Raw genomic sequence first — 25943 nt, forward strand, 5'->3', positions numbered from 1 at the left:
ACTAATTTACGTTGGAGGTTATATTATGTCAGAACAGGAAAAAAAGGCTCCATACTTAGATAAACGTTCATCTAGACGTACTTTTATCAAAAATTCTGGATTAACAGTTGGTGGAGTTGTACTAGGTGGAGCACTCGGTTCCTTAATAGGTAAAGACTCAACATCTAAAACTAACGAGACTGGGGTTCATTCAGCAGCTGCTGGGGTTAACTTCAACCAAGCACTGATGTATTTTGACAAAGCACAATTTGATACGATAGATGCTGCAGCAGAGCAAATTTTCCCTAAAACTGAGGTAGGACCCGGTGCGAAAGAATTACTTGTTGCATATTATATCGATCACCAGCTAGCAGGAAGCTTTGGCCTGAACTCAAAAGAATATATGACCGGTCCTTTCTTCCCAGCAGAAGCAGTGCCACAACAAGGGTACCAAACACATTTGAATCGTCAGCAAGTGTTTAACCTTGGAATTACAGCTTTAAATACAGAGGCTGCAAAGAAATCCGATGATAAACCTAAATTCGCCAGTTTAACAGAAGAACAACAAATTGAAATCTTGAAAGATTTTGAAGCGGATAAAGTTAAATTAAATGGAGCTGTTAGTTCATCCTTTTTCTTCTCTTTACTTAGAAAAGTAACAATTGAAGGAGTATATGCTGACCCTATGTACGGCGGTAACAAAGATATGGCTGGTTGGAAAATGAAGAATTTCCCTGGACATCAATCTTCTTATATTAATGTTTTAGAAAAAGATGAATTCGTGAAAATCGCTCCTATGAGCTTAAACTCTCAGCATCAACACTAATATCCACCAATAGAAAGGGTGAACAACTTTGGCAACTAAATTACCAAAAACAGATATAGTTTTAGTAGGGGTAGGTTGGGTAGGCGGTATTATCGCAGCAGAACTTACAAAAAAAGGATACAAAGTAGTAGGTATCGAACGTGGTAAAGAACGTTCAACTGAAGATTACTTTATGGCTCACGATGAATTACGTTACGCAGAGCGTAAAGAAATGATGCAAGATCTTTCAAAAGAAACAATTACATTCCGTCACAATACGACACAACGAGCATTACCTTACCGTGAATGGGGTAGCTTCCTAATCGGAGAAGGAACAGGTGGTTCAGGAGAACATTGGAATGGTCAAACTTACCGCTTCCTGCCATACGATTTCGAGATATATTCAGAAACTGTTAAACGTTACGGAAAAGGTAAAATCCCTAAGGGGATGATGCTTCAAGACTGGGGTATAACGTACGAAGAGTTAGAACCATACTTCGATAAATTTGACGCTATGACTGGTATTAGCGGTGAGGCGAATCCACTACCTGGTTCTCCACAAATAAAATACCCTACCCCGCCGATGTTGGAAACACCTGCTATAAAATTATTCAAAAGTGCAGCAAAAGATCTTGGATATCATCCATACCATATGCCTTCTAATAATCTATCGCAATCTTATACTAATCCAGATGGCGTTTCTCGTGGCGCTTGTCAATATTGCGGTTTTTGTGAGCGTTTTGGTTGCGAATATGGAGCAAAAGCATCACCAGTAGTTACAGTTTTACCTGTAGCTAAAGAAACTGGTAACTTCGAAGTACGTACTCATTCTGTTGTACGTAAAGTTCTACACACAAATGGAAAAGCTACTGGCGTATTATACGTAGATATACGTACTGGTGAAGAGTTTATCCAAGAGGCAGATGTAGTTGTAGTATCAGCCTATCAAATGAACAATATTAAACTTTTATTAAACTCTCAACTTGGCCGTCCATATGATCCAGTTACTGGTACAGGAGTCATTGGTAGAAACTATGCATACCAAACAATTCTGGGGACTGCTGTAGGTTTCTTCGATGAAGAGTTCAATTTATACGGTGGTGCAGGATCTCTAGGAGCCCAAATTGATGACTTCAACGGAGACTTCTTTGATCACACTGACTTAGATTTCTTACATGGTGCGACAATTCAAATTACCCAATTAGGGGATCGTCCTATTGCAAACAATCAGGTTCCAGCAGGCGTTCCAACTTGGGGGAAAGAATTTAAAGACGCTTCTGTTACAAATGCAAACCGTGCTCTTATTGTTAAAGCACAAGGGGCTTCCCTTCCTTGGCAAGATAATTACATCGATCAAGATCCAACGTATAAAGATGCATTCGGTGATCCATTACTCCGTATGACGTTTAATTGGAAAGATCAAGATCGTCAACTAATGAAATTTATGGGCGAAAAATCAGCTGAGATCATGAAAAAAATGGGTGCAAAAGATATCAAAATTAATGGTGGCGAAGTCGGAGATTACGATATTCGTAACTACCAATCTACTCACAATACTGGTGGAGTAATTATGGGCTCTGATCCAGAAACAAGTGCTTTAAACAGCTATCTACAAATGTGGGATTGTGAAAACGTATTTGTACCAGGTGCAAGTGCTTTTGCTCAAAACTCAGGTTACAACCCAACTGGCACAGTTGGAGCACTAGCATATCGCGCTGCAGAAGGTATTGAAAAATACTTAAAAACTGGCGGATCTTTAGTTTAAAAACGAGACGCTTCTAAATAAACAAATAAAATTTGCTTAACTATAACAAAAAATTTCTATTCATAGAATTAGACAACAACTTTAAAACTGCTACCTTCTTTCCATCAAAAGAAGGTAGCAGTTTTTTAATATATGGAATCATCCTCAAATTTTCAACTAACTTTTGGATTTCTAAGAAACTTGCACAGTCTTTATAAATACTTCTACCATCTTTGTGTAAATTTCAGGTTGTTCATCATGAACCGAATGCCCTGCAATCACCTACAAAAACGTATGAAATACATGCATTCAAGGTACAGTTTAAGCATCCTATTACAGGACAAATGATTATTGCTGAGGATAAACGATAAAAGATTATCCTCTTATACTAACTATGATACAAAAACATCCAATTGAAATAATTGGGTGTTTTTTTAGTTAAGAAATATATAGTTGAATAACTTTGCTTGTTGAATAGATTCTACCCATCCCAATGGTTAAACACTCCTTTCATTTATCCTAAAATATTTACGTTAAATACCCCTGTCTTTTTGTGCTTTCCTTGGACTGTTTAATCTGCCAAGATTGCTTCTACTATTTCTTTAGGACGAACATCTAACGAGGTTAGGTCCTTAAGGTTGATCCAAATGGGTTCATAGCTTCCTTTTTTTATAGAAGGGTTTTTATATTCATCCCCAGTACCTGCACCAAAGGTACCGCCTATAATTTCAGCTAAATAATAATATTGCTTTCCGCTATAGGGTAATACTTTTAAAAGACGTTGGATTTTAACATGCACGCCTATCTCCTCATATGTCTCTCTAATAGCAGCTTCCTCAGGGGTTTCCCCAGTCTCAATACCACCGCCTGGAAATACATAATAGGTAGTATGTGGCTTTGTCCTTTTAATTAGTGCAACTCTATCCTTTTCTAAAATAATAGTGGCTCCTCTATTTCTCATTTGAACTCCCTTCCTGTACCTTTTTGAAAATTATAACAATAATTGACGTTCATAAGTTATTTAAATTTAATGTAAAGGTTTCTTTACATAAATATGGTTTTAGATTATCCTTATGTAAAGATATATTTACATTGGTTGCAAGGAGGAAACAGATGACAAAGGTCATTAATCATATAAGAGAGATACGTTTAAAAAAGGGGATCACACAGGTACAAATGGCTGGTGATTTACAAATTACCCGACAAACGATTACTGCGATTGAGAACAATAAATACAATCCCAGCTTAGAGCTGGCACTTAAACTAGTGCGTTACTTTGAAGTACCCATAGAAGAATTATTTTATCTTGAGGGGGATGAAAATGACAAAAAGCTATAGAATTTTACTGTACGGAATTATTAGTGGATGTATCATTGTTGGTGCCTTTTTAGGGGTGTATATTGCAGGTAAAGAGGAAGGCATTTTTGATTGGGGACTGTTTTTACCGATGGTAGTTGGATCATTAGGGGGCTTTATAGGCTTTTTTCTATTTGGATGGTTGCGTCAAAAAAAGAATGGCAAAATTCCTGATATGGACGAGCGTACAGCTGTAATGATGAAAAAGTATTTCTCTACTGTCCTGTATTTTGTCCTGTTTGGGAGTGGTGTTATATTGTTGATCTTATTTGCAATTGGTGTGGAGACAATTGAAACTGGAATGCTCATTGTTTACATGATGATTTTATTTATGTTAATTGGTATTGGTGCTTTTATAACAAAGAAAATCTGATTGATTTAGCAAGTGAATTAAACAGGTATTAAAAAAGTATGAAGAAATGTAGAGAAAGTAATTGAAGTATTTCAAAAACAGAAGGCTTAGAAAGGATGATAAAAATGGTTAATGTTTTGTTTGTCTGCCTTGGCAACATTTGTCGTTCTCCTATGGCAGAGGCTGTATTTAAGCATCTAATTCAAAATGAAAAATTAGAACAATATATACAAGTAGATTCAGCGGCAACAAGTGGATGGCATATTGGAAATCCACCACATAAAGGGACAATAGCTAAGCTAAAAGAATATAACATTTCAACGAAGGGCATGGCTGGACGCCAACTTAAAGAGGAAGATTTTGAAGAATTTGACTATATCGTTGGGATGGATGAAAATAATATTAGAGATATACGTAAGATGCTTGGTCAACCGAATCATCCAAAAATTATTCGATTTTTAGATTTAACCATTCACAAAAAAGATGTGCCAGACCCTTATTTCACAGGTGATTTTCAGGAAACCTACGATTTGGTAATAGAAGGCTGTGAAGCACTACTAAACAAAGTAAAGAGTGACCATAAAGAGCTGCTTCAATCATAGGAGGAAATTGGAATGGATTATATGTATTTTCAAGGTGTTCCCGATACTCAAACACTTTCAGGAGTCTTGGAGCTTCATAAGCATGTATTCGAGGGTTCCGAGTTGGAAACTGAAAAGTTGAAAGAAAAAAGTAATTTGATAGTATTCGTAGCTAAAGATCATGAACGAGTGATTGGATTTAAAATTGGATATGATTACGGAAATCGTACATTCTATAGCTGGCTTGGTGGGGTTCACAAGGACTACCGAGGAAAAGGGATAGCAAAAGAGCTGATGAGTAGACAGCATGAACTAGTAAAATCCATGGGTTATACAAAGGCTCGTACTATTTCGCGCAATGAAAAAAGAGAGATGCTTATCTTAAATATAAAGTTTGGTTTTGATATAAAGGAAACTTTCACTAGTGATAAGGGGAAGCATAAAATCGTGTTAGAAAAAATGCTATAGGGAGGATTTTAAATGACTGAATGCTTAGGTTGTATGTTAGCTAATAAGGAACAAAATGTTTTCGTTATTTTTGAAAATGACCATATCACATGTTTTCTAGACCATGAACCTTTTAATAATGGGCACGTACTTATACTTCCAAAAAGACATTATGAGGATGTGGATGACTTAGATGTAGAGGTTGCCTATTCTATAATGGATGCTTCCCGACTTATCTCCAAGGCAATTAAACAATTATACGCACCAGATGGGATTACGATTTGCCAAAATGGTGGAGTGTTTAGTGAATTGACTCATTATCATATGCACGTTGTCCCTAGATATGAGGGACAACAGTTTGCAGAGTTCTATCAAGAGCAACCTTTCGAACGAAATAATCTAGAAAGCTTGCAAACTGTTACTATAAACTTAAGGAACGCTGTTCGTAACATTATAGAAGAAGGATAACCAACTTAAGATGGGAGTGGCAGGTTAGCGACTCCAGTGGGATAGCTTATCGCTCACCCCGCGGAAAGCGTTCGACTAAAGTGGAAATCCCCCTCTTGTTCCTGCTTTTTATGTGAACTGAATTTTAGATATCTAGAAATAACGTGGGATTATACTTCACAATAAAATCTAATGATAAACAAAAATAAGGAAAGAGTCTTGTCCAATCATGGAGAGGCTTTTTTTCTAACTTGATATAAGGGAGCGTTTAAATGTCTAAATATAAACCGAAGACCTTAGAAACTAATCAGGATGTGGCAGAGTTTATAGAAGGAGTCGATAGCTTAAAGAAAAGGGAGGATGCATATACACTTCTAGAGATTTTTGAAGAATCTACTGGCTATCAAGCGAAAATGTGGGGGCCAAGTATTATTGGATTTGGTACTTACCATTACAAATATGCTTCCGGTCATGAAGGGGATGCTCCTCTTGTTGGGTTTTCACCAAGAAAGGCAAAGATTAGTTTGTATTTTGCTACCGGAGATTCAGAACGCGCGGAATTGTTAAGTAGATTAGGAAAACATACTTCAGGTAAGGCATGTGTTTATATCAATAAAGTAGAGGATATCAATATAGAAGTTCTTAAAGAAATAATTTCTCAATCTATCATTTTTTTACAAAAATTGTATCCGAGCGAGAATTGAATGGAAGTTAATGTATTTATTTTTGCTACTTATACTGGTTCTAATGTATAATAACACAGTAGAATTCTAGAGTACGAAAACAATATGTGAAAGAGAGTGGGACTTTTATGGGTCGTAAGTGGAATAATATTAAGGAAAAGAAAGCTTCCAAAGATGCTAATACTAGCCGTATCTATGCTAAATTTGGTCGTGAAATATATGTTGCAGCAAGACAAGGTGAGCCAGATCCTGTCTCTAACCAAGCTTTAAAGGTCGTATTAGAGCGTGCAAAAACTTACAGTGTGCCAAAGCATATTATAGATAAAGCGATTGAAAAAGCAAAAGGTGGATCAGAGGAAAGCTATGATGAGCTTCGCTATGAAGGATTTGGTCCAGGAGGATCAATGGTTATTGTAGATGCATTAACAAATAACGTAAACCGTACTGCTTCTGATGTTCGTGCTGCATTTGGTAAAAATGGCGGCAACATGGGAGTTAGTGGTTCTGTGTCTTATATGTTTGATGCAACAGCAGTTATAGGTTTAGAAGGCAAAACTGCCGATGAGGTGTTGGAAATCCTGATGGAAGCAGACGTAGATGCTCGTGACATTTTAGAAGAAGAAGATGCAGTCATCGTTTACGCTGAGCCTGACCAATTCCATGTGGTGCAAGAAGCTTTAAGAGCTGCCGGAGTTGAAGAATTTACAATTTCTGAGCTAACAATGCTTGCACAAAACGATATTGCGTTAGATGCAGATGCACAAGCCCAATTTGAAAAAATGATTGATGCTATTGAAGATTTAGAGGATGTTCAGCAGGTTTATCATAATGTAGATTTAGCATAAATATAGGAAAGTAAAAGTCTCATTTACAGGAAGCTGTAGATGGGATTTTTTTTTGAGTAGAAAGTAATCTATCTACTTAAAAAACATGAATAATAGATGTTAGTTTATTGCTATAGGCGAATTATAAACACTACTTTTATATATAAATTAGGACTCAAGAAACTGTTTATTTTGTGATGCGTCAAATGTAGAAAGGGGGAATAGGATGAGAAGTTTTTTTGCTACATGTTTAGTTATTTTATTCATAGCAAGCCCTATCAAAACAATGGCTGACTGGGCATATCCCTTCGTAGTATGGGATGGATATGTTTATGTTCTGCAAGATGAAGAGGTCAATGAAATTGGTAAGGAAATTGGTCATGTTACAAAATACTCCGATCTAGAAGGGTCTTACTCAGGGAATTTTTCTAATGCTTACCCAAGAGGAACTAAATATTATGAAGTAAAGGAAGTTAGTAGTAAGGAGGCAATTGCAGTAGAAGTTTCCTCAGGGACTTATAGAGTGGCTGAGCGAGGAGGTCCATATGGGGGGAACAGATATGCATTTTGGGATCCCGATTCACCGTTTTTTATAATTGGAATTTTATTTGTAGCTGTATTTACAGTTGTAGTGTATTTTTCGGTAAGGGAGAGGAAGAACGATTAAATGAAGGAGAAACACCAGAACCTATTACGGTGACTAGTGCAATGGGGAAAACCTTATATAATGACTTAAGAATGGCCGCTCTAAATGATTTGAGCAGCCATATAATTACTTATTGCTATAGTTTAGAGCCTTAAAAAGAAAAGATTGAAAAAACAAGGGAGAACTATGATTACAAACAGTTCTTCTCTTTTCTAGTTGTAGAAAATCTTAATGTGTTGCAGAGTTATTTCTTCGATACTTCCATTGCTGGTATTGGAAACGAAAGAAGCAGCCTATACAAAATCCTAGTATAGCAATAAATGCAGCTAAACCGACCATAACAGTTGCAATATTAAATGAAATACTCCACTTCAAAAAGAAGCTAATACTAGCTATAAGTAAAAAGCCAACTGCCAACCATTGATTAAACCTTAGCTGAGCATAATCTTCTTGAATATATTTCTTACTAGGCTTCTTTAGAAATCTTTTGGCTACAACTAAAATGGGATGAAAACCAAATAATAAACTAGATAAATTGGCAATTAACGGAATGAGCAGAATCCATGCTGATTGAGTGATAAGCGCGATGACGACAGAGATTACAATTGTCCATTGATTGACCATAACGAGAGGCTTCGGAATTGTCTTCATGATAAAACCTACTTTTCTGATTGGATTTATTATATTATATGTTGATTCTAATAGAATGTAAAAAAATTGAATCCGTTGACCTATTTCCCGGGAAATCGACATTTTTATGCTCCTAACGACAAATGGCTGCTCTGGGATTTTGAGCAGCCATTTTGTTTACTTATTTTTTAGTTGATTTATCTTTTGGGTTAGCATTTTAAATTGTTCATCTAATTCCATGTACTTGGAATCTTTAGATGGAAGATAGCTTAATTGACCTAGTACAGCTTGTCGCTCTGTTTCTAGAGCTAGAAGTAACTTGTTATTGTCGTTTTCTTCGCTTCTACTAAGCCAATCAGTATAATTCATCTCAAGCTTTTGAATTCTATTTTTATCAAATATAAGAAGCTTGTTTGTTAGCCTTTCTAAAAAATAACGGTCATGGGTTACGAGTAAAATAGTACCGGGATACGTAGACAGTGTCCTTTCTAGCTGTTCTCGAGAAGGCAAATCGAGATGGTTCGTAGGCTCATCTAAAATGAGTACATCCTTTTGATCTACCATGAACTCCATTAACTTTAGTTTTACTCTTTCTCCCATACTCATTGTAGAAATTGGTCTTAACCAATGATCCTTAGAGAAGCCCAAATTGTTCATTAAGGTTTGAATTACACCCCTTGTATCATAATCGGTAGTTGCAAAAAAGTCAGAGGGGGTTTGATCTTCTGGAAGATCGAATACTGTTTGGCGTAAAAAGCCGATGTTCATTGATTCGGTTTTCCAAAGCTCACCTTCAAATGTTTCTTCTCCAGTCAGCATTCGGAAAAAGGTTGTTTTACCACTACCATTTGATCCGAGGATTCCAACACGTTCTTTAGCTTGGATAGTAAAGGAAGCTTTTTGAAATAGAATTTCTTCGTTAAAAGATTTGCTTAAATTTTTAGCTTCTATAACGCGTTTCCCTTTTTTCTTATTACCTTCAATAGAGAAATTGATTTCCTTTTCCTCTACTGGACGTTCTACTTGATATTTGGAAAGCTCTAGCTCTAGTCGTTTTTGCTTGGAGCGAATTTGAACATCCTTTTTCTTAGCCTTCATACGAAAATACTCTTTTGCACCGTCTTTTTTTGTCGATTCTTCATGTGCTTTGTTGGACCAATTTTTCAATACTTCCATTTGCTTTTCAACTTGTCGGATTTTTGATTGTTGTGCATCATATTCTCTTTGATGAGTGATAAGTTTTTCTTCTTTTCTTTTACGATAGGTAGAATAATTTCCTGTATAGACGGTTAGGTTTTTATTTTCAATTTCCCAAATATAATTTGATACTTCATCTAAAAAGTATCGATCATGTGATACTAATATAATCGTTCCAGAATAGGTAGCTATTTCTTCTTTTAAGAAGGATAGACTACTTTGATCTAAATGATTAGTAGGCTCATCAAGTAAAAGTAACTGAGAACTTTCTGCAAAAACCTTAGACAGTCTTTTTTTCATTTTTTCTCCGCCACTTAATGCATCGTAAGGACGATTATTAGGGACAGACCACTTACTGATATAAGTCCGTTCATCTTTTTCCTCTACATTTGAATGGAAATGCTCATCTTCTTGCTTGAAATAGCTGATGGTGGGAGTAGTCCCTATCCATTCGATTTGTCCGGAAGTGGGAGAGCTTTCACCTGAAAGAATGGAAAGAAGAGAAGATTTTCCTTCACCATTTCTACCGACAATTCCTATTACAGCCCCTAAATGTATATCGGTTTTTATATTGTTAATGATCTCTTTGTCACCATGGGTTATGCTGATGTTCGTTAATCTTCCTTGTAAAGTCATTGTATTACCTCCCTTGGAGAGATAAAAAAAATCCCTCCGATTTAGACGGAAGGATTTTACTGGCCATTTAGTGTACGACAAAAAAATAACTACAAATATATATGCCTGTAGTAATTTATTATCTCAATTTGAAAAATGGGCAGACTAATCCTATTTCCGTCAAAGCTAAAAATATTTTTCTGCATGAAGCAGTAATATTAAGCGAGAAATAAGATTATAAAATCATTGTCCACCCATCGTCCCTTCGATATTAGTTACTATATAATATAACATATTCTTCTGAAAATTAAAGAGGTAATTAATACAATGCTTGACTCGACCTAGGGCCCTCTATTCCAAGCTCATCGTCTGTTCTTCTTTTTTGTATGAACCAAATTCCTAGTATGAGTACAAGCCCAAGTACACTACTTAAAATTTCTGGAACAATAAGCATTAACCCAGCCACAAATAAGATGAATCGTTCCCAGACCTTAGAGTACCTTATAAAATAGCCAATCATGGAACTGCTGACAGCTACCATTCCTACTAAGGAAGCAGTAACAGAGATGATAAGCATTACTGGTTCTACATCTACCATTACTAAGATTGGATTATAGATAAAGATAAACGGAACGATAAAGGCAGCGATGGCTAGTTTGACGGCGTTCATACCTGTTTTAAAAGGGTTTGCTCCTGCAATACCTGCCCCGGCATAAGCTGCAAGACAGACAGGTGGAGTGATATCTGCGACTATACCAAAATAGAATACAAACATATGGGCAGCAATTGGAGCTACTCCGAATTCATTTATTAAAACTGGAGCGGCAATAGTAGCTGTGACTACATAGTTTGCTGTAGTGGGTAATCCCATCCCCAATACAATACAAGCAATCATGGTAAATATTAGAGCGAGAATGAGATATCCGTTTGATAGAGCTATAACTCCAGCAGCAAATTTGGAGCCAAGGCCAGTCATACTAACAATTCCAGCTATGACACCAGCTGTGGCAACGGCTGCTATAACCGGTAGAGCGACTCTTGTACCTTGTTCTAATACATTTATAGTTTGCTTAAAGGACATCCTTGTTTCTTTGCGTATTAAGCTTACTAAAAATGCAGCGACTATTCCAAAAAGTGCAGCACGTTGTGGGGTAAAACCATAAATTATCGTCCCAGTAATAACGAAGAGAGGTAAAAGCATATACCAATTTCGTTTCATAGTCTTTCTAAAAGAATGCAATTGAGACTTTGGGAGCCCAAGTATTTTCAGTTTTTTTGCTTCAAAATGAGTGCCGATAAAGATACCTGTGAAATACAATATCGCTGGTATAATCGCCGCCATCATAATAGTTCCATACGATACACCCAAAATTTCCATCATGATAAAGGCCGCGGCGCCCATCATTGGAGGCATAATTTGTCCTCCGGTAGATGCAGCAGCTTCGGTTGCGCCAGCAAATTCAGGCTTAAAACCTGCTTTTTTCATCATAGGGATAGTAAAGGACCCTGTTGCGACTGTATTACCAACGGAGCTACCTGATATAGTCCCTTGCAATGCACTTGCTACAACAGCTGTTTTTGCAGTACCTCCTGTATATCTTCCGGTTAAAGAAAAGGCTAAATCATTGAAGAACTTCCCTACATTTGTTTGTACGAGCATTACGCCAAAGAATAGGAAGAGGAATATAAACTTTGCTGAAATTTGAACAGGGGTGCCGAATATTCCACTTTCTTTGTACCAAAGTGCAGTAGCGGTTCGCTCTAAAGAAAATCCAGGATGGGAAAGGATTTGAGTAGGGACAAAATTTCCGAAGATAGCATAAAGTATGGCTACTAAAGCCACTATGACGATTGGTAAGCCAACCGTTCTTCTGGTCGCTTCTAGGACAAGAAGAATCCCAAGGACGGAGATGATTATGTCAGGTATGCTATATCCGGAAATTCTGCTCTGTAGAATAGAATCAAAAAAGATTATTTTATGATAGGTTACATACATGGCGGTAAAGGCAAGCACGATGTCATACCAAGGTATTTTCTTTTGTGTTTTAAGTAGGTCTCTTTTTAATGGGTACAATAGAAAAATGACACCGAGAGCAGTTCCTACATGAACGGCACCTTGTTTTTGAGTTGGCAGGGTTCCAAAATAGGCCGTGTATAAATGGAATACGGTTAAGGCCACCCCTAAAAAGGTAACAACCCATGCCCATTTTCCAATATTTGATCGAAACTGATTTTCCTTATCATATTTCTCTAGTATATCTTGTGCATTTATTGGTTGCTGATCTTTCATTGTCTCACCTCATTTTTAATTGGATTTTATACCTCGATTTTATTTCACATCGTCCAAGCTTTTAATGTCAGAGCTTTTACGCGTAACAATTTGAATAACCTCTGGATAAATATGACCAATAAATGCGGCGTTTGGAACTTCATGTCCTTCAAATGCTGCCTCGCCATTGACTGCTTGTAATGCTGGTACATGTACAGACATACCTAAATCCATGTTTCCATCTCGAATACTAGATAGGTTTTCTACAGATGCGCCAGTTTCTGTGTTTGTTAAGTTAAATCCTTCGATATGTTTATTCCAAATACTTGCCATCTCTCCCCCTAGTGGATAATAAGTGCCGCCTTGACTTCCAGTTCCGAGTATAAAATCATTCTTGCGGTTGCTTTTGTCAGCAGTAAGCTCTGCTACTGGGTTGTCAATAGTGAGACCCTGTTCCTCATAATAACGCTTTGCGCCAGGATGAATAGGAAGCCCCTCAGCCCCGTTTAGTGCGTTTTCTAAAATCATCTGCTTTGCTTGAGCATGTGTATTTTCACTTGCGTTTTCAATCATTATCTTTGCTAGCTCATAACCAAGCTCATCATCGATCGTATCTGTACTTCCCATTAAAATAGCGTAGGCAGTCACAGTTTCCACATCTGAATCTAAAAAGTCATACGTATCCTTAGGAATAGTGTGACGTCTATATCCGCTATTCTCTTCAATATAAGAGATTGCATCATCAGATAAGCTCATCATCACAACATCTCCTGCAGAATTTTGCAAGCTTTCGATACTTGCAGCCGGGAGCCCAAGGATACCTATAGAAATATCAATATTTCCATCCTGCACACCATCAGCAGCATCGCCAAAGCCCTCCTGATAAGCTTTGTAATCATCATCAGTAATTCCATAGGCATCTAAAATTAGCTTAGAGACGGAGCTAGTCTCACTAGCTGGAGGGCCGATAGCAATATTTGGCTTCCCTCCACTACACGCTGCAACCAAAAGTGCCAAAACCATTAACAAAACAAGACTAAGACTCTTTTTTTTCAATTTCTCTCCCCCAAGGTTTATTTTTCACCCAAATGATAGCGCTTCCATTATGTTGTAAAAAAATAAGCCAGTTGGCATATCAAATAGATGATTATTAATATTATACTTTTAATCTATAATTTTACAACTAAATATCAGTATTTTCTGATTTTTATAAATGGTTGCAGGATTATTACAGGTGCCTGGCACCTGTAATAATCCTGCAACAATCTCTTTTAATATGTAGATAAGATAATTAATTATTTGAAAATGTATTTAAATTCGTGATTTTTAATAAAAATTAATGTACAATAAGCACATATTTGAGGAGGTAATGAGAACATGAAACAGTTAGATGCACATGAGATTATTTCTTACATTCAACACGCAAAAAAATCTACGCAAGTGAAGGTATACATAAAAGGAAGTGGGATTGACCAACTTTCTTTCGGAGAAAATACAAAGGTTTTTGGACAAGGGAATTCTCTTATTCTATTTGGAGAATGGTCTGAAATTCAACCGACATTAGATGAATATAAAGCACAAATTGAAGATATAGTAGTTGAAAATGAAAGCAGAAACTCTGCAATACCTTTATTAGATTTAAAAGGTATTAATGCAAGAATTGAACCAGGTGCAGTTATTCGTGATCAAGTGAGCATTGGTGATAATGCAATTATCATGCTAGGTGCTGTAATCAACATTGGCGCTGTCATTGGTAAAGGTACAATGATCGACATGGGAGCAATCCTTGGTGGTCGTGCAACAGTGGGAGATAACTGTCACATTGGAGCTGGAGCAGTGCTTGCAGGTGTTATTGAGCCACCTTCTGCAACTCCAGTAATAATTGAAGACGACGTATTAATCGGTGCTAATGCTGTAGTTTTAGAGGGGTGCCGAGTTGGCAAAGGAGCAGTTGTTGCTGCCGGAGCAGTTGTAACAAAAGATGTACCGCCATATACAGTAGTTGCGGGTACACCAGCTAAGGTAATTAAAGATATCGATGCACAAACAAAATCTAAAACAGAAATTATGCAAGAACTACGTCAAATTTAAGAAGGTGACACATGAAAACCTTACTTGATATTCGTCGCGATTTGCATCGTATACCGGAGCTTGGATTTAAAGAGGTGAAAACGCAGGCTTACTTATTGGAGCAAATCCACTCGCTTCCACAGGATCGATTAACGATTGTTACGTGGAAGACAGGTATTGTCGTGAAAGTAGAAGGACTCCAGCCAACTCAAACGATTGGCTGGAGGACTGATATTGACGGTCTCCCAATCACGGAGGCTACCGATGTTGCCTTTTCATCTGAGCACATGGGTAGAATGCATGCCTGCGGGCACGATATGCATATGACCGTTGCGCTCGGTTTGCTTCAAAAAATAGTAGAGTCACCATTAAACGATCATATGGTGTTCTTGTTTCAACCAGCAGAGGAAAGTCCAGGTGGTGCTCTTCCGATGTTACATTGGCTAAAGGAAGAACAGCCCGAGCTTATGCCAGACAAGATTTTTGCTTATCACGTAGCTCCAGAATATTCAGTTGGTACGATAGCTACTCGCCCTGGCTTACTATTTGCCAATACCTCTGAGCTCTATATGGACTTAGTAGGGAAGGAGGGCCATGCTGCCTATCCACACCAAGCAAAGGATATGTCGATTGCGGCAGCGACTCTTTTGCTACAGTTGCAGTCTATCGTTAGCCGAGTAGTCAATCCAATGAAGCCTGCAGTTTTAACTATTGGAAAGTTTTCATCGGGAACTGTCCAAAATATTATTTCTGGTCATGCTCGTTTAGAGGGAACTATTCGGACAATGGATGCTTCTACAATGACACTCATTAAAGAAAAAATAGAAGCATTCTGCCATGCCACTGAAATAGCATTTGATTGTGACGTGAAAATCGATTATGGGTCTTCTTATTATCAGGTATATAACAATGAGGATATCGCCAATGATTTTCTAGCTTTTGCAGAGCAGCATGAAGCAACCAACGCCATCCACTGTGAGGCCGCGATGACAGGCGAGGATTTTGGCTATTTCTTAAAGGACATACCAGGCATGTTATTCTGGGCTGGTGTCGATTCTCCTTTTGGACTTCACCACGCGAAGATGAATCCAAGTGAAAAGGTTTTAGACTATCTCGTTCCTTTTGTAGACAAATACTTCAGAACACTTACAAGCAAATAGACTGGACAGAGATGATGAATCTCTGTCTTTTTTTTCTAAGAAACAATAAAGTCTTCTGATTTATTGCCTTTAGAGTAGGATTGAATTTTTTTGAAAATTGGAGGTGATATTAGCAAAATCGTACCATCTATTACACATGATTTTCGCTTAAGCTGATTCTATTTGATGGCTGAATATAACAGTATAAGTTATTCCCTTCTAATTACTCTCAATCTAATGATTGGAGCGACAGGCGGCGACTCCAGTGGGATGAGTGAGACAGATAAGCCATCACAACGTGCGCGCTAGCGACGGTGATGGCTTATCGCTCACCCCACGGAATGCCCCCGCCGAGAGCTGAAATTTGTCATCTATATACATGCTTGCCGGGTAAACTATTTCTATTTAATAGTTGAAAATAGTATAAATTATTTCATCTAGCAGGGATTATCCTACTGTAAATAGAACTAATATTAAAATTGATGAAGAATGTAGGTGTTTGTTATGAGTGACATTATTAATTATTACAACCAATTTGATGAGTGGGGGAGACTTGAAAGAGAACCAATTGAATTTCAGGTGAATTGGCATTACATAAAGAGATATCTTCCTCCTGCTGGGAATATACTCGATAACGGGGCGGGACCGGGGAAATATTCAATCAAGCTAGCAATGGAGGGCTATAGGGTAACCCTAACTGACCTTACACCGAAACTAGTAGAGATAGCGAAAGAAAAAGCAGAAAAATTTCATCTGGAAAATCACTTTTCAGATTTTCTTGTAGCAGATGCAAGAGACTTATCCGGGATCCAAGATGAGCAGTTTGATGCGGCTCTTATGCTTGGACCTATGTATCATTTACAGGAAGAAGCCGACCGGATAAAAGCAATACGTGAATTACATAGAGTAACAAAAAAGAATGGGCTTGTTTTTATTGCGTTTATGCCTAGGATTAAGCACATACTTACTTCTCTCATGTACCCTGAAAATTGGAAGCCAAATAACCAGATGAAAAGCATTCAACAATTTAACGACACAGGCAGCTTTAATCACCAAGAAGCTGGGCGTTTTACAAGAGCGTATTATTTTAATATCGAAGAGATAAAGCCGTTCATGGAAGCGCATGGATTTGAAAGCTTAGAATTAATAGGCTCAAATGTCGCTTCAATATTGAATAAGGAAAATTGGGACTACTGGAAAGACAAAGGTGAGCAGGAATACAAAAATCTAATTGACCTGCTGATTGAAAAAGCCAATGACCCTTATATTTTAGGGATATCCTCTCACCTATTGTATATTGGAGTAAAAAAATAGCTGAACAATAAAGAGGGTGAAAGTGATTTGTCACCGCCACCCTCTAACATTTATTAATCCACCAATTGAACATTATAATCTTTAAACCAAATATGCGTTTGAGCTAAGTAAGCTAATAGCTGGGGACCAGTCATCAATTGTCCAAACCAAGGAATCTTAAAGGCCTCTCCATTAGATTCGATTAACGTTTGAAGACTTCTAGGGTCAAATAGTTCATGCAATATAGAATTCTTATCTAGCAGTTGCTCCTTCAGCATGAGCTGAACCTTTGCTGCATAGACCGGATTATGGGTTTTTGGATAAGGGCTCTTTTTACGATAGAGCACTTCGTTTGGAAGAATTCCCTCTAATGCCTTTCTAAGAATGCCTTTTTCTTGGTTTCCAACCATTTTAAAATCCCACGGAATATTCCACGCATACTCTACAAGACGATGGTCTGCAAAGGGGACACGCACTTCTAAGCTTGCTCCCATGCTCATCCGGTCTTTTCGTTCCAAAAGTGTGGACATAAACCAAATCATATTCATATAAAAGAGATTTCTTCGTTCTGCTTCTAAGGAGGACTCGCCAATCAGCTGAGGTGTTTCTGCTACGCTTATATCATATGCGTTTTGTACATAATCTTCTATTTTCAATTTTTGTTGCCAGCTATCGTTTAGCAAGGAGTGTCTTTCATGCTTGGATCGAATCCAAGGGAAGCCTGTTTCTGCATTTCCAACCTTATGAAACCAAGGATAGCCCCCAAATATCTCATCCGCACATTCTCCGGACAATCCTACGGTAAAATCCTTTTTTATTTCTTTACAGAACCATAGTAAAGAGGAGTCTATATCTGCCATTCCAGGTAAATCACGTACATGGACTGACTCCGTTAAAAATTGAGCTAGATCATCCTGTGTAATGACTGAAAAATGGTGAGTAGTATGAAGAGAGCTAGAGACTTTTTGGATGAAAGGGAAGTCCTCGCTAGGCTGAAATTCATTTCCCTTGAAGTGAACATTATTGTTTTCATAATCAATCGAGTAAGTATGAAGAGGGGGTATTCCATCTCTTTTATAAGCATTTGCAGCAATTGCAGAAATAGCACTAGAATCTATTCCTCCCGAAAGGAATGTACATAAAGGCACATCGGACACAAGCTGTCTTTCTACCGCATCTGTTACTAAGTAACGTACTTTTTCTATCGTTTCCTCTAATGTGTCGGTATGCTCTTTACTTTCCACGTTCCAATACCGCCACATACGCAGGCCGTTTTTCGAAAAAGTTAATGCATGTGCTGGTCTAAGCTCCTTTATCCCTTTATATACACCGAATCCAGGAGTGCGGGAAGGCCCAAGCCCAATAATCTCTGATAATCCATTCCGATCAATCTCTGTTGGAACATCTGGGTGTGCAAGCAATGCCTTTAATTCAGATCCGAATAGCAATCCATCATTTCTTTCCGTAAAAAACAATGGCTTTACTCCTAAGCGGTCTCTTGCTATAAAAACCTTTTGCTCTTCTTCATCCCAAATGGCAAAAGCAAAAATTCCATTAAAGTAATCAACACACTTTTCATTCCATTCAATATAAGAGGTTAATAATACCTCTGTATCTGAATGCCCTGAGAATGAATGCCCTCTACTTAATAATTCCTTTCGTAAATCTTCCGTGTTATAAAGCTCTCCATTATAGCAAAGCGTATAATTCCTAGATTGATAGCTTTTGCTCATTGGCTGTTTGCCTCCGACGGGATCAACAACAGTCAATCTTCGATGACCAAAGAGAGCATGGACCGCACTCCACACACTATGATCATCTGGTCCCCGCTTTTTTAAACTCTCTGCCATTTTCTCCACAACAGGAGAATACCCCCGTAAATCTTTTCTAAAATCAACCCATCCGGTTATTCCACACATATAATTCGCATCCCTTCTTTCACCCCCATAGTATATGCAAAAAAGTGCTGAAAAAGTGACGAGAGATAAGTGACCGAAATAAGTAAAAGTACCACGAACATGTGAGGTTCGTGGTACTTTCATTTAGGATTATGTTGTTACCTTTAATACAGTTTTAATCTTTTGGATAATACCGCCTGAGCTATAAGTAAGAACGCTTCGTTTATAGAAGGACAGGCTGATGATGAATGCTACGATAGAGGTAACGGTTAGTATTAGTAGAGCTAGCATCGGCTCAAATGCCCCGATGTCAGTTGCACCAATGCGTAATGGCATTACCATACCCGATGTAAATGGTATGTAAGAGAATACCTTTACAAGCATGGTGTCTGGACTTTGCGCTCCGAAAATTAATACATAAAATCCAATGATTCCGATGATAGTCATTGGCATAACTGCCTGACCAGCTTCCTCTACTTTAGATACAAGTGAGCCTAACAATGCACCAATGATTAAATTTAGCACAATGGTCATGATTAAAAATGCTAGGGCATACCCAATATAAGAATAGGAAAGCTCTTCAATCATAGGCTGTAAACTATCAATTTTAGAGCCACCATCAACTGTCATAAAAATAACTGCTAACAAAATTATCAAAGCTCCGATTTGTGTAATTGCCAAGAGAAATGTACCTGTTAATTTAGCTATTAAATGAGTAGATGGTTTAACACTTGCAAGAAGAACCTCTAAAACACGAGAACCTTTTTCAGAAGCCACATCTGTTGTTATCATAGATAAAAAGGATATTAAGAAACCATAAATTAAGGAGCCGATGAGCATAGAAGCGACGATTCCTACCGCCTTCTCATCCTCACTCTTGCCCCCAGCAGAGGCTTCATCTAAATTTTTCATTGTAATGATGGTTTCGGACTGTAGAATTTTATCTGCTTCTTCGGCTGTGAGGTTCAGCTGCTGTACCTCATACAATTTCCCAGCATATTGAAGAGTGGAAGATAGACTGAGCTGATCAGTAAATGCTAATGGCTCATATGTTGCTATTTCCGCGTTAAGAGAATTCTCTTCATCTTTGATAAAAATGGCAGCTGCATAGTCTCCGTCAATGACTTCTTTTTCTACCTCATCATTTGGAGAAGTAGGGAACGAAAATGCTAAATCATTATTAGATTGGAATAAAGCCTCTATATCAGCCTCTGTCTCATTTATAACTGCAATTTCTAATGCTTCACTTTCAAAGAATGCAGCCTTTATATCTGACCAAAACATCACGATGGAAATCACACCAACGTAGATGGCAAGCATGATTATAAAAGATTTTGCTTTTATTTTTTGAGTATATAACTGTTTGACTAACAACCAAAATTTAGACATTCTTGCCACCTACCTTATCCTTGAAGATTTCATCTAATGACAAATAATCTAAGCTAAATTTCTCAATATACTTGCCATCAAAAATAGAGTCAAAGATTGCTTGCGCATATTTTTCATCTGCTAGTGTAAGGATATACTGGTCTTTTCCAACATGGACATACTTAACGCCCTCCATGCTTTCAAGTGTCTCCTTTGAAAGCTCCGTACGAATAGTAAGTTTTGTTTTTCCATATTGTTTCTTTAAGTCTAGCAGGCTTCCAGCATACAAAGAGACACCACGTTTTAAAAGACATAAATGATCACAAAGCTCTTCTACATTTTCCATCTGATGGCTAGAAAATAATATAGTTGTGCCCTTGTCTTTTAGCTCTAAAATGGCACCTTTCAACAAATCCTTATTTACTGGATCCAGTCCACTAAATGGTTCGTCTAGTATAAGAAATGCTGGCTGGTGAATGAAGCTTGCGATCAATTGCACCTTTTGCTGGTTTCCTTTGGATAGTGTTTCAGCTTTCGCTTTTCGTTTGTCCTCTAATTCAAAACGATCAATCCAGTAATCCACTTCTTTTTTTAGCTCCTTACGGGATTTACCACGAAGCTCTCCAAAGAAGTAAAGCTGATCCTCCACTTTCATAGCAGGGAAAATACCTCTCTCCTCGGGTAAATAACCTAAAAGATCTCTATTAATATTATTGATATTTGTACCATCCCATGTGATGGTTCCTTCCGTAGTTTCCTGTAAATCTAGTATCATCCGAAAGGTCGTAGTTTTACCGGCACCATTTTGACCGATTAAACCAAATATTTCACCTTTTTCTATGGTGAAGGAGAGATGGTCAACTGCAGTAAAATCTTGATAACGTTTGGTTACTTCGTTAATTACTAACGCCATGTTTAAGCTCCATTCCTAAGTATTTTTTCGTACTACTTTATACGCATTAGAATAATAAATGTTTCAAAAAATTTTGAAACGTTTATCATGGTCTTCCGTCTAATTCATTGATGAAAACAAAGGGGATGATCAGAAATGAAAAAATTACACTATCTTTCGTTCAGCTTTATAGCAATCTGTCTTCTTCTCACACCTACATTTGTTTTGGCGAAGGAGGGAGAGGATACCATGGTTAAAGAAAACTCTAAACTGGAGAGATTTACTGGTATCGTTAAAGAAGTCGTAAATAAAGAAGACAATGTCATACTTACTGTTGAAACAGAGCAAAAAGAACCGATTGTCACTGTTTTTACAATCACAAACGAGACGCTTTTATATAATAGCGGCACAGCCAAGGAAATAGAAAAAAAGGAATTTGTCAAAGGGCAAAGAATAGAAGCCTACTATGATAAAACAAAAGCTAGGACTATGATCTATCCAGCCCAAATTTCGCCAGAGTTAATAATTGCTCATGATGGCAAAAATGTAGGCTTTACAAAGGTAGGGGTCTTCGATGAAAAGTTAACAAGTGAAGACAACCAATTAAAGCTGAATCTCTCTAAGGAAACGCTTGTTGTTAATAAGGATGGAGAAAGTATCGATCAAAAAAATTTAGTGGGTAATGAGCTGATTGTATTTTATAAGACCTCGACAAGAAGTATTCCTGCTCAAACAATACCGAACAAAGTAGTTGTTTTAGAAGAAAAAGATGCAAGCAACTTTATGAAATTCTCCGGTACTATTAAGGAAGTTTCTAAAAATAATAAAGAAGTAACATTAACTGTAGAAACGAATGAGAAAGAGCCTCAGATTTCAATTTTAGTATTAAATAAAGATGTAATAGCTCTTAATAGCGCTTCAACAAAAGCGATTTCTATTGAATCCTTTAAAAAGGGGATGAAAATTGATGCCTATTACGATAAAAATAAACCAATGATTTTAATTTATCCACCAAGAATCTCTCCAGAAATCATTGTTGCTCATGAAGAAAAGAGTGGCCTAGTGAAGGTGTCAAAATTCGATGAGCAATTTGTAAGTCTAGATAAAGAGCTGAAACTTCAAATTACCAACAAAACAGAATTGGTGGATGAAAAGGGAAAGAAAATTTCCAAGAATGATTTAACAAACAAGGAGTTAATCGTATTTTATAGTTCACCTAAGAACAATCAAAAACTTACGACTCCATCAAAAATTATTGCACTAGAATATATTGAACCTGTTCAAAAAGAGCTCAACAAAATAATAGAGAATGACCATTTAATTCAAAATGGAGTTAAGATGATTCCTATACGTGAGGTGGCTCAGTATTTAGGATATGAAGTAATGTCCCATCCAAAACGTAATAGTGTGTACTTAAAGCTTGGCAATAGCTCATTTTCCATTACTAGGGGAGAGCTGAAGTATGGATACAACAGAAGTATAAGAGAATTTCAAGAGACACCCGTTCTGCACAACAAGAAAACCTATGTGTCTGAGGATATTTTAGAAATTCTTGTTCCAGAGTCTTAAAGAATATGTCGTCCGCTCATATAGAGAAGGACGGCTTTTCTTTTGGTACAATTTATGTTGAGAAATACTCCAGGGGGGAAAGTAAATGAATGTATACAAAATAGACAGCGATTTTCCAATGGATTTGTTGTTGTTAGCAGATCCCGCAGAGGAATTAGTTAAAGCTTATTTAGATAAGGGTCAATGCTATATAACGAAAGCAGGAAATAAAATAATTGGCGTATATGTCTTAGTGCCTTTGAATAACCAGACTGTGGAGCTTAAAAATATAGCTGTACATGAACAACATCAAGGAAAAGGAATAGGAAAAGAATTAGTTCTCGATGCCATTGAGAAATCAAAAGAGCTTGGTTATCAAAAAATAGAAGTAGGTACAGGAAACTCCAGCATAAATCAGCTTGCACTCTATCAAAAGTGTGGATTCAGAATTGTTTCTGTGGATAAGGATTTTTTTAAAATTAATTATCCCGAAGAGATTGTGGAAAACGGCATTCCTTGTGTGGATATGATACGACTAGAGAGGATTTTATCCACAGAAAAATAAGATAGCTCTAAGCGTGTCATTTCATTACTTAATAGAGGTGTGTTCTTACTAACGGAGCAGGTTATGCTGGATTGGGGGAAAGATAATGCAAATTATTGAGTTACAGGAAAGGAATAACCTATTCAAAAAAGCAATTCAAGTATTTTGGAAAGAATGGGGAAATGAGCATAATTATAAATTTTATGAAGATGCTATGATTCATTCTTGTCGTTTTTCAGATATTCCAAGATTTTATGTGATGATTGAAGAGGAGGAGATCATTGGAACTTATGCGTTATTAAGAAATGACCTTAATAGCCGCCAAGACCTTTGCCCATGGCTCGCCTGCTTATTCGTGAAAGAAGAATATAGAGGTAGAGAAATAGGCTTAATGCTGTTACAACACAGCCTGAAAGAAGCAGCAAGAAAAGGATATGATAAGCTTTATTTGTCCACAGATCTTGAAGGCTATTATGAAAAATACGGGTGGAAAAATAATGGTGTTGTGTACGGCGTGAGTGGTGATCATATCAAGCTATATGAAAAAGAAACAGGTTTAAAGTAAGGCAATTCTAAAGTAAATTTAATGTGAACTATTACTTAAACTAATGATCGATTTAGTGAAAATACAATGAGCTGGGATATACATTTCCTAGCTCATTTATGTGGATCTTTTATTTTCTAAGAATTATAATGTTTAATTTTGCCAATTAGAATGCGAATTTCCTCAGCCTTAAACATTAAAACTGCCCCCCGAATAATGATTGGGAGCAGTTATTACTATGCGTTATGTAAAAGTCCTAACACTTTCTTTAATTCTTTTGCTTCAATTTGTCCTGGAGCGGAAGCTGATACAACTGAACCAAAGGTAGCTGCTGAACCGAAAATTTCTCCAGATAAACGACTGATAATACCTGATTTAGCCATAGACATTGTAATAATCGGACGATCCGCATATGTAGAATACATCGTATAGGTAGCATCCAGGAGGGTAATAACATCGGCTGGACTATTAGGCATAACAGCAATTTTAGGAATATCTGCACCTAGTCTTTGCATAGCTGTTAAGCGTTCTATTATTACCTCTTTTGAGGGAGTTCCATTAAAATCATGGTTGGACATCACCACAGAAATATGATTATCCTTAGCTAAAGAAACTAGCTCCTCAACTTCCTCTGAGAAAAGCTCAATATCAATTAAATCTATTTCCTTTGTTTGGATCACTTCACGTAAAAGTTGCTTATAATAATCAGGTTCAATAACTTTATTGCCGCCTTCCTTGTGACTCCTAAAAGTAAACAAAAGGGGGGTAGGATATAAATAACCTCGTATGTATGAAAGGGTGTCTTTGACAGATTCTAAGCTTTCAACTTCCTGTAATAAATCTACTCTCCATTCGACTACATCAGGAGATGCATCCTTAACTAATTGTAGCTCCTTAAAAAGGGCTTCTTTATTTTTTCCTATTAGTGGAACAATAATTTTTGGTAGTCCTTCCCCAATATGAATATCCCGAATAGAAATAATTTTCATAAATATCTCCCATCATGCAACGTTTTACGTTATATTAACATAAAACGTTGCAAAGGGGATGTAAAAATGAGATTTCAAATCTATGAAAGTGCAGAGAAGTTTTACGATATTGCAAAACCTTTTTTAAAGCAAAACGAGGACAAATTTAGCTTATTTTTAGGTGTGCTTGAAAGAATTAGAGTGGGAGGATATGAGGACCCACTGATGGCTACTATTGAGGAGGATGGGGAGTTATTGGCACTTTTTCAGATGACTCCACCACATCCACTTAATATTATTTTTGTCGATTTAAATAAAATCGAAGCGTTAATCGATTTATGTATTGAAGAGATTTTACAACGTGGTATACATATAAACTCGATCATAAGTGTAAAGGAATGGGCTATTCGCTTCGCGTCAAAATGGGAAGAGAAAACGGGACAAGCAAATTCGCTATTAATGGACCAGGGATTATATCGATTAGATGAAGTGGATGATACGCTAGAAAATAGCCCAGGATCCTGGAGATTTGCTAATAACAATGATGCTCCATTAATAGAATCATGGTATAGCCAGTTTGAAGAAGATACCGGACTTCCAAGTACTGCTAAAGAGGAAATAGCCCAGAGAGTGACTGCTATGTTGAATGGACAGGAGGTTTTCTTATGGGAGGACGATGGAGAGATTGTGTCTATGATGAAGAAGGCTAGACCATCAACTCATGGAGTGACTGTTTCTATGGTATTTACTCCTAAAGAAAAGCGACGCAAAGGTTATGCAAGAACAATGGTAGCAGCCTGCAGCAAGGAGCTTTTAAAGGAATATGACTTCTGTGTTTTATATACCGATATGTTAAATCCCACATCCAACAAAATATATCAAGAAATTGGTTATCAAAAGTTGATGGATTCAGTTCATTTAAAGCTGGGGAATAAATGAGATAGTAAATGTTAGATAGATAAGGAGACATTTATTCACATATTGACTTTAGTATTTGATTCGATTAAAATTAGTGAAAATTCATACACAATTCGATGATAAAGAGAGTATCTGATGAGATAATGATTAGCGAGTCAGGGGTAGTGAGAGCCTGATACAGGACTT

26 protein-coding genes and 1 other annotated feature (1 of these 27 running past the window's edge) are annotated in these 25943 nt (G+C 37.1%); of the genes, 17 read left to right on the forward strand and 9 right to left on the reverse strand.

Annotated elements, in window-relative coordinates; genetic code table 11:
- Positions 1-25 precede the first annotated feature (25 nt).
- Positions 26-805, forward strand: a complete 780-nt coding sequence (locus D0S48_RS14425) for a gluconate 2-dehydrogenase subunit 3 family protein (protein ID WP_151112310.1) — start codon at positions 26-28, stop codon at positions 803-805.
- Positions 806-833: 28 nt separating this feature from the next.
- Positions 834-2549 carry a GMC family oxidoreductase gene (locus D0S48_RS14430; protein WP_151112312.1) on the forward strand — a complete coding sequence of 572 codons (1716 nt, stop codon included), beginning with the start codon at positions 834-836 and terminating at the stop codon, positions 2547-2549.
- Between the two features lie 550 nt (positions 2550-3099).
- Here the strand turns inward: D0S48_RS14430 and D0S48_RS14435 are convergent.
- On the reverse strand, positions 3100-3489 hold the full coding sequence (locus D0S48_RS14435; RefSeq protein ID WP_144539327.1) for an NUDIX hydrolase: 390 nt from the start codon (positions 3487-3489) through the stop codon (positions 3100-3102).
- A 152-nt stretch (positions 3490-3641) separates the two neighbouring features.
- On the opposite strand from D0S48_RS14435, the gene D0S48_RS14440 reads away from it, so the two are divergent.
- The 8 genes from D0S48_RS14440 (at position 3642) to D0S48_RS14475 (ending at position 7885) form a co-directional block, all read left to right on the forward strand.
- Complete coding sequence (locus D0S48_RS14440) at positions 3642-3866, forward strand: helix-turn-helix transcriptional regulator (RefSeq protein ID WP_144539329.1); 225 nt, start codon at positions 3642-3644, stop codon at positions 3864-3866.
- Positions 3850-4257, forward strand: a complete 408-nt coding sequence (locus tag D0S48_RS14445) for a hypothetical protein (RefSeq protein WP_151112314.1) — start codon at positions 3850-3852, stop codon at positions 4255-4257. Before D0S48_RS14440 ends, D0S48_RS14445 begins: the two co-directional genes overlap by 17 nt.
- A 104-nt stretch (positions 4258-4361) precedes the next feature.
- Positions 4362-4838 carry a low molecular weight protein-tyrosine-phosphatase gene (locus tag D0S48_RS14450; RefSeq protein WP_144539333.1) on the forward strand — a complete coding sequence of 159 codons (477 nt, stop codon included), beginning with the start codon at positions 4362-4364 and terminating at the stop codon, positions 4836-4838.
- Positions 4839-4850: 12 nt separating this feature from the next.
- Positions 4851-5285 (forward strand): GNAT family N-acetyltransferase, encoded by a 435-nt coding sequence (locus tag D0S48_RS14455; RefSeq protein WP_151112316.1) that lies wholly within the window; start codon positions 4851-4853, stop codon positions 5283-5285.
- Positions 5286-5297: 12 nt separating this feature from the next.
- The gene (locus D0S48_RS14460; RefSeq protein ID WP_151112318.1) at positions 5298-5732 is read left to right on the forward strand and encodes an HIT family protein; all 435 of its coding nucleotides are present in this window, start codon (positions 5298-5300) and stop codon (positions 5730-5732) included.
- 251 nt (positions 5733-5983) lie between these two features.
- Positions 5984-6415, forward strand: coding sequence for a DUF1801 domain-containing protein (locus D0S48_RS14465; protein ID WP_151112320.1), 432 nt, complete (start codon positions 5984-5986; stop codon positions 6413-6415).
- Between the two features lie 107 nt (positions 6416-6522).
- Positions 6523-7239, forward strand: a complete 717-nt coding sequence (locus tag D0S48_RS14470; RefSeq protein WP_144539341.1) for a YebC/PmpR family DNA-binding transcriptional regulator — start codon at positions 6523-6525, stop codon at positions 7237-7239.
- 205 nt (positions 7240-7444) lie between these two features.
- Positions 7445-7885 (forward strand): hypothetical protein, encoded by a 441-nt coding sequence (locus tag D0S48_RS14475; protein ID WP_186318203.1) that lies wholly within the window; start codon positions 7445-7447, stop codon positions 7883-7885.
- A 207-nt stretch (positions 7886-8092) separates the two neighbouring features.
- Here the strand turns inward: D0S48_RS14475 and D0S48_RS14480 are convergent, their stop codons facing one another.
- The 4 genes from D0S48_RS14480 to D0S48_RS14495 form a co-directional block, all read right to left on the reverse strand.
- Complete coding sequence (locus D0S48_RS14480) at positions 8093-8515, reverse strand: DUF4395 domain-containing protein (RefSeq protein WP_151112322.1); 423 nt, start codon at positions 8513-8515, stop codon at positions 8093-8095.
- A 156-nt stretch (positions 8516-8671) separates the two neighbouring features.
- The gene (gene abc-f, locus D0S48_RS14485) at positions 8672-10327 is read right to left on the reverse strand and encodes a ribosomal protection-like ABC-F family protein (protein WP_144539343.1); all 1656 of its coding nucleotides are present in this window, start codon (positions 10325-10327) and stop codon (positions 8672-8674) included.
- Between the two features lie 298 nt (positions 10328-10625).
- A complete protein-coding gene (locus D0S48_RS14490) occupies positions 10626-12596 on the reverse strand; it encodes a TRAP transporter permease (RefSeq protein WP_151112324.1) in 1971 nt (656 codons plus the stop codon).
- 39 nt (positions 12597-12635) lie between these two features.
- Positions 12636-13631, reverse strand: a complete 996-nt coding sequence (locus tag D0S48_RS14495; protein ID WP_225321627.1) for a TAXI family TRAP transporter solute-binding subunit — start codon at positions 13629-13631, stop codon at positions 12636-12638.
- 321 nt (positions 13632-13952) lie between these two features.
- On the opposite strand from D0S48_RS14495, the gene dapD reads away from it, so the two are divergent.
- The 3 genes from dapD (at position 13953) to D0S48_RS14510 (ending at position 17098) form a co-directional block, all read left to right on the forward strand.
- Positions 13953-14666, forward strand: coding sequence for a 2,3,4,5-tetrahydropyridine-2,6-dicarboxylate N-acetyltransferase (gene dapD, locus D0S48_RS14500; protein WP_151112326.1), 714 nt, complete (start codon positions 13953-13955; stop codon positions 14664-14666).
- An 11-nt stretch (positions 14667-14677) separates the two neighbouring features.
- Positions 14678-15805, forward strand: a complete 1128-nt coding sequence (locus tag D0S48_RS14505; RefSeq protein ID WP_151112328.1) for an N-acetyldiaminopimelate deacetylase — start codon at positions 14678-14680, stop codon at positions 15803-15805.
- A 483-nt stretch (positions 15806-16288) separates the two neighbouring features.
- Complete coding sequence (locus D0S48_RS14510) at positions 16289-17098, forward strand: class I SAM-dependent methyltransferase (RefSeq protein ID WP_151112330.1); 810 nt, start codon at positions 16289-16291, stop codon at positions 17096-17098.
- A gap of 53 nt (positions 17099-17151) precedes the next feature.
- Here the strand turns inward: D0S48_RS14510 and asnB are convergent, their stop codons facing one another.
- The 3 genes from asnB to D0S48_RS14525 form a co-directional block, all read right to left on the reverse strand.
- Complete coding sequence (gene asnB, locus D0S48_RS14515; RefSeq protein WP_151112332.1) at positions 17152-18996, reverse strand: asparagine synthase (glutamine-hydrolyzing); 1845 nt, start codon at positions 18994-18996, stop codon at positions 17152-17154.
- A gap of 129 nt (positions 18997-19125) precedes the next feature.
- Positions 19126-20364 (reverse strand): ABC transporter permease, encoded by a 1239-nt coding sequence (locus D0S48_RS14520; protein ID WP_144539355.1) that lies wholly within the window; start codon positions 20362-20364, stop codon positions 19126-19128.
- Complete coding sequence (locus D0S48_RS14525; RefSeq protein ID WP_151112334.1) at positions 20357-21256, reverse strand: ABC transporter ATP-binding protein; 900 nt, start codon at positions 21254-21256, stop codon at positions 20357-20359. Before D0S48_RS14525 ends, D0S48_RS14520 begins: the two co-directional genes overlap by 8 nt.
- Before the next feature lie 135 nt (positions 21257-21391).
- On the opposite strand from D0S48_RS14525, the gene D0S48_RS14530 reads away from it, so the two are divergent.
- The 3 genes from D0S48_RS14530 to D0S48_RS14540 all read left to right on the forward strand — a co-directional run bounded on the left by D0S48_RS14530 (position 21392) and on the right by D0S48_RS14540 (position 23892).
- A complete protein-coding gene (locus tag D0S48_RS14530; RefSeq protein WP_151112336.1) occupies positions 21392-22804 on the forward strand; it encodes a stalk domain-containing protein in 1413 nt (470 codons plus the stop codon).
- Between the two features lie 85 nt (positions 22805-22889).
- Entirely contained in the window at positions 22890-23348 is a 459-nt protein-coding gene (locus tag D0S48_RS14535) for a GNAT family N-acetyltransferase (protein ID WP_151112338.1), read from the forward strand.
- Between the two features lie 85 nt (positions 23349-23433).
- The gene (locus tag D0S48_RS14540; RefSeq protein WP_151112340.1) at positions 23434-23892 is read left to right on the forward strand and encodes a GNAT family N-acetyltransferase; all 459 of its coding nucleotides are present in this window, start codon (positions 23434-23436) and stop codon (positions 23890-23892) included.
- 215 nt (positions 23893-24107) lie between these two features.
- Here the strand turns inward: D0S48_RS14540 and aroD are convergent, their stop codons facing one another.
- The gene (aroD, locus tag D0S48_RS14545) at positions 24108-24860 is read right to left on the reverse strand and encodes a type I 3-dehydroquinate dehydratase (RefSeq protein WP_151112342.1); all 753 of its coding nucleotides are present in this window, start codon (positions 24858-24860) and stop codon (positions 24108-24110) included.
- 66 nt (positions 24861-24926) lie between these two features.
- Here aroD and D0S48_RS14550 point away from each other — a divergent pair, with 66 nt between their 5' ends.
- Positions 24927-25778: a GNAT family N-acetyltransferase gene (locus tag D0S48_RS14550; protein ID WP_151112344.1), complete on the forward strand. Its 852-nt coding sequence runs from the start codon at positions 24927-24929 to the stop codon at positions 25776-25778.
- Between the two features lie 86 nt (positions 25779-25864).
- Positions 25865-25943, forward strand: a binding site (T-box leader) (it continues 138 nt past the right edge of the window).

The sequence above is a fragment of the Psychrobacillus sp. AK 1817 genome (assembly GCF_008807035.1).
GTDB lineage: Bacteria > Bacillota > Bacilli > Bacillales_A > Planococcaceae > Psychrobacillus > Psychrobacillus faecigallinarum.